Origin of the sequence: Xenorhabdus khoisanae (assembly GCF_001037465.1) — a bacterium.
GTDB classification, from domain to species: domain Bacteria; phylum Pseudomonadota; class Gammaproteobacteria; order Enterobacterales; family Enterobacteriaceae; genus Xenorhabdus; species Xenorhabdus khoisanae.
This window is the reverse complement of sequence record NZ_LFCV01000006.1, coordinates 17,998-31,025: the sequence shown is the minus strand read 5'-3', so window position 1 is coordinate 31,025 and position 13,028 is coordinate 17,998. Positions and strand designations below refer to the sequence as shown.

Below are 13,028 nucleotides of genomic sequence, written 5' to 3'. Positions count from 1 at the left end.
ACAATTGATTCAATTGTTTTTTGTTTATCTCCATTAGAGATAATACAATCAAAAAATTCGTGAGATTTTATCACTAAATTCTCCCATTCACTATGATGAATGCCTATAAGATAACCAATAACACATATAGGCAAAGCATAGTTAAATAATGTTAGTGATTCAGCAGAATTAATTTCTTTTTTCTTATACAGAATTTCTGCGACTATCAAGGTCGTTTGATAAATTTCCTGCTCTGTAAAAAAATCCAGTGCCTGAATCACTGCTATCTTTAACTTATCATGCTGACTACCATCTCTCATACGAACAAGTGATGCAAAAATTGCCCCTGCACAACTGGCTTCTATTTCCTTTGGTACTGGAGCTGACTTGGGGCGTACAGTAAATGATGGCTCAGATAAGATAACCTTAACTTCATGTAACGTTTTAAAGCTAATAGGACATTTTTTCATTTTCACCTCCAAAAATGAGATTTAATTATTCTAATACCATTTCATGAATTCACTTCGCTACTCAACGAAATATGTTTGTACAGATATTTAACATTCATAAAAAATAATAACCTAAACATACTAAGTTCAAAAAAATAATAACAATTACAGAACAAAGAAGAATATTTAAGAAATGAAACAATAGATTAGATAGTCACGCTAGTTAACAATTATAGTTGTAATTTTAGATTAAATTTTTCATCGCTTCATCTATTGACTGTATATAAAACCAGTGTAATGATGAATTAGAGTTTTTAAAAAAGCATACAGGTATGAGCATTAGTTATATTCATTAACGACAAAAGACATTTAATGTCCAAATAAAATCCACTTTTGAGAAAACAATATGATAAGAACAAGCCTACATGAGAAAATCCGAACATTCCGTCAACTCCATAAAGAAGGCCATTTGCTATTAGCTAATTCATGGGATGTTATGAGTACCCGTTTGGCCGAACAAAATGGAGTAAAAGCAATAGCAACAACCAGTGCCGGAATATCTTGGAGTTTAGGCTATCCCGATAATCAATTAGCTGATAGAAAAATTATCATTAAAGCACTCGGTTTAATTACTGCTAGCACCAACCTTCCAGTGTCTGCCGATGTTGAAGATGGTTTGCTAGCTACAGGTGAAAATATGGATCATCTTATACAAGATCTATATTCTGTCGAATGTGTGGGTATCAATATTGAAGACGCCAAAAATGGCAAATCAATGTCCATAGAAGATGGTGCTGAGCGCATTGCCTCTGCACGTACTGCCGCTAATAACTTGAATTATGATTTATTTATCAATGCCCGTATAGATTCATGGCTTCGTGGTGAAAGTAAAGATCCGGATCATTTTATTTCTCGTGCCAATACTTATTTTTCCGCTGGTGCAGATTGTATTTTTATTCCCGGTTTGATCGACCTAAAAATATGCCAAATAATTAGCTCTCATATTAACGGACCATTAAATGTAATGGCACCCACTAATGCTCCCTGCGCTGAGGAATTTTTCGCCGCAGGTGTTAAACGAGTTTCTGGAGGCTCTTTCTTTGCGGAACAAGCTTATGGTATCACACAGGCTAGTATGGAAAATTTTTTGAAGAACGGTATCCTACAACCAAATGATAACGCAAAACTCAGTTATATGGAGTTAAATGCTCTACTGACTCAGGAAAAATAAGCCTACAACTTATTTAGATCCTATCTTTGAAGTGCCCCTCTAAAGTTGGTTATCCAACTTTAAGGGATCACTTCATCCCAGTAGTCTCTTATCCAATAGGTAGAAGGTGTTCTTTATTTTTACATCTTCGCCTTCTTTCAATTTTAATTCCAGTACTGATAAATTAATTACACGCAATAAAAATTTCCAAATTAAATTGTTTACAAATAAAACATTCAGATTAATTGAATTTATTCAATTATTTCAATAAATTCCAAATAAAATAAATTTATCTTGAAGAAAGATATAATTTGGCAACATAATCTCTTTTTAAAGAGGTCATCTTCTCTTTGGAAAATGAGCTTTTGAGGATAAGGTAATTTTACCTGAGTGTATATCTTAAACATCAGATAGTGACATTTGGTATGAGTCAAACGTTAACTTCTCAATCTGAATTACAAGATAATCCCTGCATAAGCTGTGGTGCTTGTTGTGCTTATTTTCGTGTTTCATTTTACTGGGCGGAAGCTGAAGATGGTGGCGGCACAGTTCCCATCTCTATGACAGAGAAAGTAAATAATTTCATGCGATGCATGAAAGGTACAAATGAACCTCGCCCCCGATGCGTTAATTTATGCGGTGAAATTGGTCAATCAGTTTCTTGTGCTATTTATGATAAAAGGCCTTCCCCTTGTAGAGAATTTCCTCAAGCCTGGGAAAATGGCGATTATAATGAAAGCTGTGATCGTGCCAGAGCCGCTTATGGTCTTCCTCCACTGCCAAAACCTCAAATATAGCTGATATTTCATCATCGATTAGATGGATAAAGAAAAAATGAATAAGGATCGGCAATAGAATATTCGTTAATTCCATCACAGACGACTTACTTTTGCATATCTATAGTTAACAATTGTAAAAATCATTACAGCAAAATAAATTATCGCTGTGCAGTTTATGAACATTCCTTCATGAAATTATCAGGATGGAAAATGATGTCTGCTCATACTCCTACAGGGTATACCCCACAAACTTGTGAATCTTTACCACACTATCTTTCTCAAAATTTACCAATAACACTTTCATTGGGTGGTTCCCCTGAAACTTGGCAAGTACAGGAAATCGGTGATGGTAATCTCAACTTAGTGTTTATTGTCTCTGGAAAAGAAAAAACGATTGTTGTGAAGCAAGCCTTGCCTTATGTAAGAGCTGCTGGTGAATCATGGCAACTTTCTCTTGTTCGCTCGCATTTTGAATATCATACCTTGATTGAAGAAAATAAAGTTGCCCCAAAATATGTTCCTGATGTCTATTTTTATGATGAGGAAATGTCTCTCATTGTCATGGAGTATTTGTCTCAGCATATCATCCTACGCAAACAGCTAATTGCTGGAATAGAAATTCCCCGCCTTGCGGAAGATATAGGGATTTTTCTTGCCAAGACGTTATTTCATACATCCGATATTGGAATGGCAGGCAAAGAGAAAAAAGATCTGGTCGCTCGTTTCGCTAATAATCATGAACTTTGCAAAATTACTGAAGACCTGATCTTCACAGAACCCTATTTTAATGCGGAACGAAATAATTGGACTACCCCCCAACTTGACAATGAAATTTACTCCCTTTGGCAAGATCGAGCGCTCATTCAAACAGCCATGCAATATAAGTATCAGTTCATGACACAAGCACAAGCATTGCTACATGGCGATCTCCATTCCGGCTCCATTATGGTGACACAAAACTCCACAAAGGTGATTGACCCTGAATTCAGTTTCGTGGGGCCAATGGCGTTTGATATCGGAAATTACATCGGTAATTTGCTGATTGCTTATTTTGCCCAACCTGCCCTACGAGAAAATAATGCACAATGTATCGATTACCAAACATGGCTTTTGGAACAAATAGAGACAACCTGGATAGTATTCAAACACCATTTTTGTCAATTATGGAATGAGAAAAGCCCAGGAGATGCCTACCCTACCTGTCTTTATCAACAAGGTACGTTCGACACATCGTTCTTGAAAACAGCGCAAGATGACTTTTTGTCCACCTTATTTAAAGATACTCTCGCTTATGCTGGATTAGAAATTAATCGCCGCATTATTGGCTTTGCTGGTGTTGCCGATTTCAAACAAATTGAAGATCAAAATCAGCGTGCTATTTGTGAAAAAAGTGCACTGAAATTAGCACGAGAGTTAATTGTAAATCGGGAAAATTATCACAATTTTTCTCTCATTAAACGCTATATAGCACAATGTTAAGAGGCTGATATGAAAATTAATGGCACTCATTACCGTTCCGTTTGGCTTGCTGACGATGGTTATACCGTCGAAATTTTCGATCAGACTAAGCTTCCTTTTCAAGTGCAGATTATTCGACTGCACACCATGCAGGATGCTGCAATAGCTATTAAAGAAATGTGGGTACGGGGAGCGCCATTGATTGGTGCCGTTGCCGCGTATGGCATGGCTTTAGCGATGCGTCAGGAAAATAGCGATGAAAAGTTGCAGCAGGCTTACGATATTTTGGTTAAAACCCGTCCCACTGCAGTCAACTTAAAATGGGCGTTGGAGAGATCATATCGGATATTGAAGAATACCGAACATGCATTACGTGTCGAAACCGCTTACCGTATCGCTGATGAAATTGCAGATGAAGATGTAGAACTATGCCGTAAAATTGGTGAACATGGCCTAAAAATAATTCAGAGTGTCGCAGAAACTAAACCCGTCGGCGAGGCGGTCAATATTCTGACGCATTGTAATGCCGGATGGCTTGCCACGGTTGATTGGGGAACTGCACTGGCTCCCATTTATATGGCGCATGATGCAGGAATTAAGCTACATGTCTGGGTTGATGAAACGCGTCCACGTAATCAGGGAGGGTTAACCGCTTTCGAATTGGGTTCACATGGTGTTCCACATACTTTGATAGCTGATAATGCAGGCGGGCATCTGATGCAGCACGGTAAGGTCGATCTCTGTATGGTCGGCACAGATCGAACAACTGCCCGAGGCGATGTATGCAATAAAATCGGCACTTACCTCAAAGCATTGGCAGCTAAAGCCAATCAAGTCCCTTTTTATGTTGCCTTACCATCACCAACTCTGGATGTTACGGTCTGGGATGGCGTAAAAGAAATTCCCATTGAACAGCGTTCGGATGAAGAACAATCCCATGTATACGGCATCACACCGGAAGGTACACGAAGCTGGGTCAATACTGCACCACAAGGAACATTCTGTGAAAATTATGCCTTTGATGTTACACCGGCTGAGTTTATCACTGGGTTGATTACAGAGCGTGGCATTTGCGCTGCCAGCGAGGAAGGGTTGAGGGCACTTTTCCCTGATTTGTACAGACAACAGCCATAAGTTGTCATTTGAGGTGAACATGATGAACAGAGAACAAATCGCTCAGGAGATCATCGAAACATGTCTCAGAATGAATGCGATTGGGTTAAACCAAGGAACATCGGGTAATATTAGTGCTCGTTATCAAAGCGGTTTTTTAATTACTCCCAGCGGAATACCCTACGAAAGGCTAACACCCGAGCAAATTGTGTATGTCAGTAATGAGGGAGAATATGAAGCGGATAAAGTGCCTTCAAGCGAGTGGCATTTTCATCTTTCCTGCTATCAGGCTCGTCCCGAACTGAATGCCGTTGTACATAACCATGCCGTTAACTCAACGGCAGTTTCCATCCTCAATCATACCATTCCCGCTATTCACTACATGGTTGCTGTCACAGGAACCGATCATGTTCCCTGTATTCCCTATGCCACTTTTGGAACAAAGGCACTGTCCGACAATGTAAAAGAAGGAATCAAGTACAGTAAGGCATTATTAATGCAGCATCACGGCTTGATTGCAATGGAAGTGAATCTGGAAAAAGCATTATGGCTGGCAAATGAGATTGAAATTCTGGCACAGTTGTATTTAAAAGTGCTTCCCGTTATGGAGAGCGTTCCGGTACTTTCTCAGGCTGAAATGCAATGCGTATTGGAAAAGTTCAAGAATTATGGATTAAAAACACAATAGCCGAAAGGTTAGGTGCATCTCCAGCAAAAATTATGGAAATAGAGGAATTAAATAAGGGCTTAGTAGGAAGAAAGGCTTGAAATGAAGTGGTGGGCGATACCAGATTCGAACTGATGACCCCCTCCTTGTAAGGGAGATGCTCTACCAACTGAGCTAATCGCCCACTTCATACGTTCATACCTAAATGGTGGGTCGTGCAGGATTCGAACCTGCGACCAATTGATTAAAAGTCAACTGCTCTACCGACTGAGCTAACGACCCGATTAGGTAATTCTGATTTTGATATCTAAATGGTGGGTCGTGCAGGATTCGAACCTGCGACCAATTGATTAAAAGTCAACTGCTCTACCGACTGAGCTAACGACCCAATTAGATAATACTGATTTTGATATTTGAATGGTGGGTCGTGCAGGATTCGAACCTGCGACCAATTGATTAAAAGTCAACTGCTCTACCGACTGAGCTAACGACCCATTCAAAATATCAGTGTGATACTGCGAAACAATCCAATGAAGTGGTGGGCGATACCAGATTCGAACTGATGACCCCCTCCTTGTAAGGGAGATGCTCTACCAACTGAGCTAATCGCCCACTTCATGATGACTATAACGACATCAATATCACTGATTTATGATTGGTGGGCGATACCAGATTCGAACTGATGACCCCCTCCTTGTAAGGGAGATGCTCTACCAACTGAGCTAATCGCCCAATCATAAAATCATTTTTATCACTACGAGAGATATGGTGGGCGATACCAGATTCGAACTGATGACCCCCTCCTTGTAAGGGAGATGCTCTACCAACTGAGCTAATCGCCCCGTCGTGATGGAGTCGCATTATAGGGATAGTTCGAGGTGAGTCAACGGTTTTTATTACTAAAATTTTCGTTCGTTGTAAAATTAAACAGAATGAAACAATTATAATCACTCAATGTTATCATTCGGACGATATGCCTCAGCTTTTATCAATAACGTACTATCAACGCCATTGAGGAATTGAAGTGCAGTGATAAAATAACCCCTACTATTGTTACTTCAATCATCCAAAACGCTCTCTAAAAAAGAGAAACGTAATTAAGGCAATTCCCGATGAGTCAAATTAAAACCCGTTTTGCACCAAGTCCTACTGGCTATCTTCATGTTGGTGGTGCGCGTACTGCTCTTTATTCCTGGTTATACAGTCGCCACAATAAAGGTGAATTTGTTCTTCGCATTGAAGACACCGATCTGGAGCGTTCCACTCAAGAAGCCATTGATGCAATTATGGACGGGATGAACTGGTTAAACCTGAATTGGGATGAAGGCCCTTATTATCAGACCAAACGTTTCGACCGTTATAACCAGGTTATTGATGAAATGCTGGAGCAAGGCACAGCTTACCGCTGCTATTGTTCTAAAGAGCATTTGGAGCAATTACGTGAAACTCAGATGGCAAACGGCGAGAAACCTCGTTATGACGGCCATTGTCGTGATAATGAATGCCAGCACAACCACGACGAACCCCATGTTGTACGTTTCCGCAACCCACAAGAAGGTTCCGTTATTTTTAATGACAGCATCCGTGGCCCGATTGAATTCAGCAATCAGGAACTGGATGATTTGATCATTCGCCGTACCGATGGCTCACCAACTTATAACTTCTGCGTTGTGATCGATGACTGGGATATGGAAATTACCCATGTTATTCGTGGTGAAGACCATATCAACAATACTCCGCGTCAGATTAATATTCTGAAAGCGCTTGGTGCACCCGTTCCAGAATATGCCCACGTTTCTATGATCCTCGGTGACGATGGCAAAAAACTGTCCAAGCGTCACGGAGCAGTTAGCGTAATGCAGTACCGTGATGATGGTTATCTCCCGGAAGCCCTGCTGAACTATCTGGTTCGTCTGGGCTGGTCACATGGCGATCAGGAAATTTTCAGCGTTGAAGAAATGACTGAACTGTTTAGCCTTGATGCCATCAACAAATCCGCCAGTGCATTCAATACTGAAAAATTGCAATGGTTGAACCATCATTACATCAATACCCTGCCAGCAGAAAAAGTTGCTGTGCACTTAGCATGGCATATTGAACAACAAGGTATTGATACTCGTACAGGCCCGGAACTGGCTGATTTGATCAAACTGCTGGGTGAACGCTGCAAGACACTGAAAGAGATGGCAGAGTCCAGCCGTTACTTCTATGAAGAGTTTGCCGAGTTTGATGCGGATGCGGCAAAGAAACATTTGCGCCCTGTTGCTCGTCAGCCATTAGAAGCCGCTCGGGCGAAACTGGCAGCTATCACGGAGTGGACGCCAGAAAATATCCATCACGCCATTCAGGCAACGGCTGACGAATTGGAAGTGGGTATGGGTAAAGTGGGCATGCCATTACGTGTTGCAGTAACAGGTGCAGGCCAATCACCAAGTGTTGATGTGACAATTCATGCCATCAACCAAGCTCGTTCACTGTCTCGTATTGATAAAGCTCTGGTTTATATTGCCCAGCGTGAAGCGCAATAAATTGTCATTTAGCTTTAAAAGCATAACAAGATGACATGAATAATAAAGGTACTCAATTCATTGCAGTGCCTTTATTTTTTGTTCACAAGATTGATTGTTGATGGCTTTTTCAGCGCTTACACAGAGAATACTAATGAATCCATTGACAGAATTCTCTGGGTTTCATATGATTCGCCCCGTTCTACAGGATTTTGATTTGGGGCTATAGCTCAGCTGGGAGAGCGCTTGCATGGCATGCAAGAGGTCAGCGGTTCGATCCCGCTTAGCTCCACCAAATACGACTAATGTTGGTAAGTACAGTCATCAGTATTTGGCATTCAAAAACCTGAACCACATTCGTGGGGCTATAGCTCAGCTGGGAGAGCGCTTGCATGGCATGCAAGAGGTCAGCGGTTCGATCCCGCTTAGCTCCACCAAAATTATGAATCCCTGAAGACACACGTTTTCAGGGATTTTTCTTATGTACGCCCGCTCATATCTTTAAAAGAACGAATTACAAATTAATAACCTACTGAGATAAATACCAAACCAACCTATCAAAAATTAGACACAGATAACATTTTAATAAAAAGAACTATCAATGAATTGCATTGAACACTACTTTATGATGATAATCACTATTAGCTTTATTAGTTCTTCAGCATTGTATTTTGTTATACTTTTTTCCCAACGTAAAAATATTTACCTATTTTTAAATCTCTTTTTATCATTAATGACTTCTCTCTAATTTTTTCCATTAATAAATAATCAGTCAAAAAATTGGATTCAGCTTCATGTAATAATCCTCTTATTTTAAAATTTAAGCAGAATAAATTATAAAAAACACCTAATAAGGATAAACATGCAAAAAAAGACCTGGTTAAGAGATGTGAGATATCTATTTGTATTATCAAGTCCTATTATAATCACGCAGCTTGCCAGAACGGCAATGAGTGCTGTTGATGTTATTATGTCAGGCCACTATTCAACAAATGATCTGGCTGCTGTATCTCTGGGTAGTAGCATTTGGTTTCCTATCTTTATATTAGGTTATGGTGTTATTATTATGCTGTCTGCTGATGTTGCAGAGCACAGATCTAATAATGATATCGAGGGTATAAAAGAGAGTACGAATAACTACATATCTGCCTCACTCATTTTATCGATACCTATTATTATCTTCCTATTATCTGCGGTTAAAATTCTATCATTCATTGGTGTTGATGAAACTGTTGTTAATATCACTGAAGGTTATATCACTGCCATGGCATTTGGTGTTCCCGGAGTAATGATATTCAATGTATTTCGTTCCCTGTTGCAGGGACTTGAAGATACAAAAGTTGCAATGTATATCTCCAGTTTGTCTTTTGTTATTAATATACCACTCAATTATGCTTTCATCTTTGGTAAATTTGGTATGCCAGAAATGGGAGGTGTAGGAGCAGGTATAACAACAGCAGTTGTCAATACGCTCAGTGCAGTTCTACTTGTTGGTTATTTTTTGTATAAGAAAGAATATAGTAAATACAAGTTTAAGTTATCTCTTATCTTTAATGAAAAATTAAAGAATGTATTCGCTGTTGGTATTCCAAGCGGGTTAGCATTTTTTATTGAAATGATATTTCTTGATATCATTGCATTTGGTATTGCTACTCTTGGCCCTGTGCACATTGCTGCAAATAATATTTTATTCATTATATCGGCCATATTGTTCACCGTTTGTGGTGGTTTTTGCTCTGCAACGACAGTGAAAATCAGTTACTTAAACGCTAAAAAAGATATTCAATCAACATTACGTTTTGGAATTTTGGCCTCAGTTATAGTTGCATTAATATCTTTTATATTGTGTGCTGTTTTCTATCTGCATGCTGAATTTATTATTAGCTTGTATACAAATGATATTCTGGTGATAAATACAGCCGTTGGCATTGCGCTATTTTTATGTATTTTCCACTTTTTTGATGCTATTCAGTCCATCGTATCGGGTATTTTTCGAGGATTACATGAAACCAAAATAGTCTTCTATGTGCCTATCTTAGGTTATTGGTTTGTGGGGATCCCCTTGGGGTTTGCATTAGGGTTAACAGATCTCATTACTGAAAGAATGGGTTTGATTGGTTTCTGGTATGGGCTTGTTTTTGGGTTAATCATAAATGCGATAACACTTTCTATGATATTAAAAATGAAATTTAAAAAACTGGCAGCATAAATAGCATTAAGGATCGATGCCCAATGGATTTCGAGATGCAGCGCGGCGGCAAGGGAATGAATCCCCAGTTGCACAGTTATCTATGCAACTGGGGTGAGTGAAAATAGCTTCTCTCTTTGAATTTACTGGGCTGTATAACCGCCATCAATTGCGTAAAAAGCGCCGGTCGTAAATGAACTTTCGTCTGACAGCAAGAACGCCACCGTTTTCGCCACTTCTTCTCTGGTTGCCATACGCTTCATCGGATGGGTACTTGCCATCCATTCCCGGACTTCTGCGGGTAACGTTTGCATATGCGGAGTATTGACATAACCCGGCCCAACGGCATTGATTCGAACCCCTTTATCTGCAAATTCCAAAGCAGCCGAACGTGTTAAACCAAGTACGCCATGTTTAGTGGTTGTGTAAGGTGCTATGCCGGGAATACCTACGATACCATTGGATGAAGAAAGGTTAACAATAGCCCCTCCCTCACTTTGGATAATGGCCGGAATACCGTATTTCAGTCCGAAAAAGGTTCCGTTAAGATTGGTGTTAATCACATCATTCCAGTCATCAATAGAATAATCACAAATATTGATGCCATGCGGCCCTGTAATGCCAGCATTATTAACCAGCATATGCAATCCGCCGAACTGTTCTACGGTATTGTCAATCAACGCCTTGATTGAAAGATGATCCCTGACATCCGCTTCCATTGGGATAACATATTGCCCTGTCGGATCTATCCGCTGTGCTGTCTGTCTGGCGCGGGAAAATTGACGTCCGGTAATAATAACCGTCGCTCCCCGACGAAATAATTCCTCAGCAATACCTTCCCCTACGCCCGTTGTCGCCCCCGTTACAATTGCAATTTTTCCGTCAAAATAGTTCATTGTGATTCTCCACGTGAATAACGTTTGATCCATTGAATATGGCAAAACCAGATAATTAATTTCAGTTAATCACGTGAGATATTAATGCCATGCAATGAATAATGAAGAGACTCATATCACTCCTTAACAATAACGAGTGCTGAAGTTTTTGCTGAAAAATGAGGAAATTCTTTAACGATTAGGATTTTTTCAACGGTTTTACCAGCGAATCCAAGCCCTCAATCTTTATCGCAAGGGTCATTTCCATTAATGCGCCCAGTTTTCCCTGCGGAAATTCCCCCTTACGGGCAAACCAAAGCAAATATTCCTCCGGCAAATCAATCAGCATTCTCCCCTTATACTTGCCAAATGGCATCACTGTATTGGCTATCGCCAACAGATCTTCTTTGTTCATTATGTCGGCCTCATTTTCTTGCGGTAAAAAAAACTCTACATAAAAAAAGTGGCATCTGCCAAGACGCCACTTTCGATGAGTTTTATCAGATCCAGCTATGGAATTGATTAGATACTCAAAATCAGCCCAGTAATTGCCGCAGATAGGAAACTCACCAACGTTGAACCGAACAGTAATTTCAGGCCAAAACGTGCAACGGTATTACCTTGTTTTTCATTCAGTCCCTTAATGGCACCAGCAACAATCCCAATGGATGAGAAGTTAGCAAAAGAAACCAAAAATACGGACAGAATACCTTTTGAACGCTCACTCAATTGGGCTGCGATTTCTTGCAAACTCTGCATCGCAACAAATTCGTTAGAAACCAGCTTAGTTGCCATGATACTGCCCACTTTCAACGCTTCATCGCTTGGGATGCCAATGATCCATGCCAGTGGATAGAACACATACCCCAAACACTCCTGAAAAGTAATACCAAATACTAAGTGGAAAATTGCATTGATACCCGCAATCAGGGCGATAAAACCGATCAGCATCGCAGAGACAATCAAAGCAACTTTGAAACCTGCCAGAATATATTCGCCCAGCATTTCAAAGAAACTTTGCCCCTCGTGGAGGTTGCCCATATGGATATCTTCTTCACTCTCAATAGAGTAAGGGTTAATGAGCGACAATATGATGAAAGTACTAAACATATTGAGAATCAGGGCGGCTACAACGTATTTTGCATCCAACATCGTCATGTAAGCGCCAACGATGGACATTGATACCGTCGACATAGCCGTCGCTGCCATTGTGTACATCCTGCGCTCAGACATTTTGCCCAGCACATCTTTGTAAGCAATGAAGTTCTCTGATTGTCCCAGAACCAATGAGCTAACCGCATTAAAGGATTCCAGTTTGCCCATGCCGTTGACTTTAGACAGCACTGTACCTATCGCACGAATGATAATCGGCAGCACTTTGATGTGTTGCAAAATACCAATCAGGGCAGAGATGAAAATGATAGGACACAATACATTCAGGAAGAAGAACGCCAGATTCGCTTCTATCATGCCACCGAAAACAAAGCTGGTGCCTTTTGCTGCATAAGACAGTAAATGAACGAATAAGTTATCAAACCCTTTAACAATTCCCAAACCCGCATTAGAGTTCAAGAAGAACCATGCAAGGAAAAGCTCGATGATAAGCAACTGAATAATATAACGAATCCGAATATCCTTCCGATTATTACTCGCTAAAATCGCCAGGCCGCCAATCACAACCAATGCGAGACAAAAATGAAAAATATGAGACATAAAACGAACTCCGAACATGATGCTGCGCAAATTTATAACTGTATTTTATGTAACTCATAATAGTAAATTATGATGATTATCACATTAATT

Annotated in this window: 10 protein-coding genes, 9 tRNA genes and 1 pseudogene; 9 read left to right on the top strand and 11 right to left on the bottom strand. The window is 40.0% G+C overall.

What is annotated here, in order from left to right:
- A pseudogene (locus AB204_RS01420) lies at window positions 1–449 on the bottom strand (hypothetical protein); the annotation flags it as partial.
- A 385-nt stretch (window positions 450–834) separates the two neighbouring features.
- Between AB204_RS01420 and AB204_RS01415 the strand changes: the two are divergent.
- The 5 genes from AB204_RS01415 (at window position 835) to AB204_RS01395 (ending at window position 5,676) form a co-directional block, all read left to right on the top strand.
- Complete coding sequence (locus AB204_RS01415; protein ID WP_047961612.1) at window positions 835–1,659, top strand: isocitrate lyase/PEP mutase family protein; 825 nt, start codon at window positions 835–837, stop codon at window positions 1,657–1,659.
- 404 nt (window positions 1,660–2,063) lie between these two features.
- The gene (locus AB204_RS21075) at window positions 2,064–2,435 is read left to right on the top strand and encodes a YkgJ family cysteine cluster protein (RefSeq protein ID WP_072061371.1); all 372 of its coding nucleotides are present in this window, start codon (window positions 2,064–2,066) and stop codon (window positions 2,433–2,435) included.
- A gap of 171 nt (window positions 2,436–2,606) precedes the next feature.
- The gene (gene mtnK, locus AB204_RS01405) at window positions 2,607–3,896 is read left to right on the top strand and encodes an S-methyl-5-thioribose kinase (RefSeq protein ID WP_235428008.1); all 1,290 of its coding nucleotides are present in this window, start codon (window positions 2,607–2,609) and stop codon (window positions 3,894–3,896) included.
- A 9-nt stretch (window positions 3,897–3,905) separates the two neighbouring features.
- Entirely contained in the window at window positions 3,906–5,009 is a 1,104-nt protein-coding gene (gene mtnA, locus AB204_RS01400; protein WP_047961609.1) for an S-methyl-5-thioribose-1-phosphate isomerase, read from the top strand.
- Window positions 5,010–5,031: 22 nt separating this feature from the next.
- On the top strand, window positions 5,032–5,676 hold the full coding sequence (locus AB204_RS01395; RefSeq protein WP_047961608.1) for an L-fuculose-phosphate aldolase: 645 nt from the start codon (window positions 5,032–5,034) through the stop codon (window positions 5,674–5,676).
- Between the two features lie 87 nt (window positions 5,677–5,763).
- Here AB204_RS01395 and AB204_RS01390 read toward each other — a convergent pair.
- From AB204_RS01390 to AB204_RS01360, 7 genes are all read right to left on the bottom strand, one after another.
- Window positions 5,764–5,839, bottom strand: a tRNA-Val gene (locus tag AB204_RS01390).
- 22 nt (window positions 5,840–5,861) lie between these two features.
- Window positions 5,862–5,937, bottom strand: a tRNA-Lys gene (locus tag AB204_RS01385).
- A 30-nt stretch (window positions 5,938–5,967) separates the two neighbouring features.
- Window positions 5,968–6,043, bottom strand: a tRNA-Lys gene (locus tag AB204_RS01380).
- Between the two features lie 30 nt (window positions 6,044–6,073).
- Window positions 6,074–6,149, bottom strand: a tRNA-Lys gene (locus tag AB204_RS01375).
- A 42-nt stretch (window positions 6,150–6,191) separates the two neighbouring features.
- A tRNA-Val gene (locus AB204_RS01370) sits at window positions 6,192–6,267 on the bottom strand.
- A gap of 44 nt (window positions 6,268–6,311) precedes the next feature.
- Window positions 6,312–6,387 (bottom strand) — tRNA-Val (locus AB204_RS01365).
- A 34-nt stretch (window positions 6,388–6,421) separates the two neighbouring features.
- Window positions 6,422–6,497: transfer RNA gene (locus tag AB204_RS01360), tRNA-Val, on the bottom strand.
- A gap of 270 nt (window positions 6,498–6,767) precedes the next feature.
- On the opposite strand from AB204_RS01360, the gene gltX reads away from it, so the two are divergent.
- The 4 genes from gltX to AB204_RS01340 all read left to right on the top strand — a co-directional run bounded on the left by gltX (window position 6,768) and on the right by AB204_RS01340 (window position 10,371).
- Entirely contained in the window at window positions 6,768–8,183 is a 1,416-nt protein-coding gene (gene gltX, locus AB204_RS01355) for a glutamate--tRNA ligase (RefSeq protein WP_047961607.1), read from the top strand.
- Between the two features lie 198 nt (window positions 8,184–8,381).
- A tRNA-Ala gene (locus tag AB204_RS01350) sits at window positions 8,382–8,457 on the top strand.
- Window positions 8,458–8,523: 66 nt separating this feature from the next.
- A tRNA-Ala gene (locus AB204_RS01345) sits at window positions 8,524–8,599 on the top strand.
- A gap of 392 nt (window positions 8,600–8,991) precedes the next feature.
- Entirely contained in the window at window positions 8,992–10,371 is a 1,380-nt protein-coding gene (locus AB204_RS01340; protein WP_268802276.1) for an MATE family efflux transporter, read from the top strand.
- Between the two features lie 122 nt (window positions 10,372–10,493).
- Here AB204_RS01340 and AB204_RS01335 read toward each other — a convergent pair whose 3' ends face one another.
- The 3 genes from AB204_RS01335 to AB204_RS01325 form a co-directional block, all read right to left on the bottom strand.
- Window positions 10,494–11,246: an SDR family NAD(P)-dependent oxidoreductase gene (locus AB204_RS01335; protein WP_047961605.1), complete on the bottom strand. Its 753-nt coding sequence runs from the start codon at window positions 11,244–11,246 to the stop codon at window positions 10,494–10,496.
- A 178-nt stretch (window positions 11,247–11,424) separates the two neighbouring features.
- The gene (locus AB204_RS01330) at window positions 11,425–11,640 is read right to left on the bottom strand and encodes a DUF3820 family protein (protein WP_047961604.1); all 216 of its coding nucleotides are present in this window, start codon (window positions 11,638–11,640) and stop codon (window positions 11,425–11,427) included.
- Between the two features lie 107 nt (window positions 11,641–11,747).
- A complete protein-coding gene (locus AB204_RS01325) occupies window positions 11,748–12,938 on the bottom strand; it encodes a NupC/NupG family nucleoside CNT transporter (protein ID WP_047961603.1) in 1,191 nt (396 codons plus the stop codon).
- Between the last annotated feature and the right edge of the window lie 90 nt (window positions 12,939–13,028).

What these genes read in the sequence shown, in the direction of transcription:
- AB204_RS01415 (WP_047961612.1), top strand. Translation starts at nt 835, where the DNA reads ATGATAAGAACAAGCCTACATGAGAAAATCCGAACATTCCGTCAACTC.
- AB204_RS21075 (WP_072061371.1), top strand. Translation starts at nt 2,064, where the DNA reads ATGAGTCAAACGTTAACTTCTCAATCTGAATTACAAGATAATCCCTGC.
- mtnK (WP_235428008.1), top strand. Translation starts at nt 2,607, where the DNA reads ATGAAATTATCAGGATGGAAAATGATGTCTGCTCATACTCCTACAGGG.
- mtnA (WP_047961609.1), top strand. Translation starts at nt 3,906, where the DNA reads ATGAAAATTAATGGCACTCATTACCGTTCCGTTTGGCTTGCTGACGAT.
- AB204_RS01395 (WP_047961608.1), top strand. Translation starts at nt 5,032, where the DNA reads ATGAACAGAGAACAAATCGCTCAGGAGATCATCGAAACATGTCTCAGA.
- gltX (WP_047961607.1), top strand. Translation starts at nt 6,768, where the DNA reads ATGAGTCAAATTAAAACCCGTTTTGCACCAAGTCCTACTGGCTATCTT.
- AB204_RS01335 (WP_047961605.1), bottom strand. Translation starts at nt 11,246, where the DNA reads ATGAACTATTTTGACGGAAAAATTGCAATTGTAACGGGGGCGACAACG.
- AB204_RS01330 (WP_047961604.1), bottom strand. Translation starts at nt 11,640, where the DNA reads ATGAACAAAGAAGATCTGTTGGCGATAGCCAATACAGTGATGCCATTT.
- AB204_RS01325 (WP_047961603.1), bottom strand. Translation starts at nt 12,938, where the DNA reads ATGTCTCATATTTTTCATTTTTGTCTCGCATTGGTTGTGATTGGCGGC.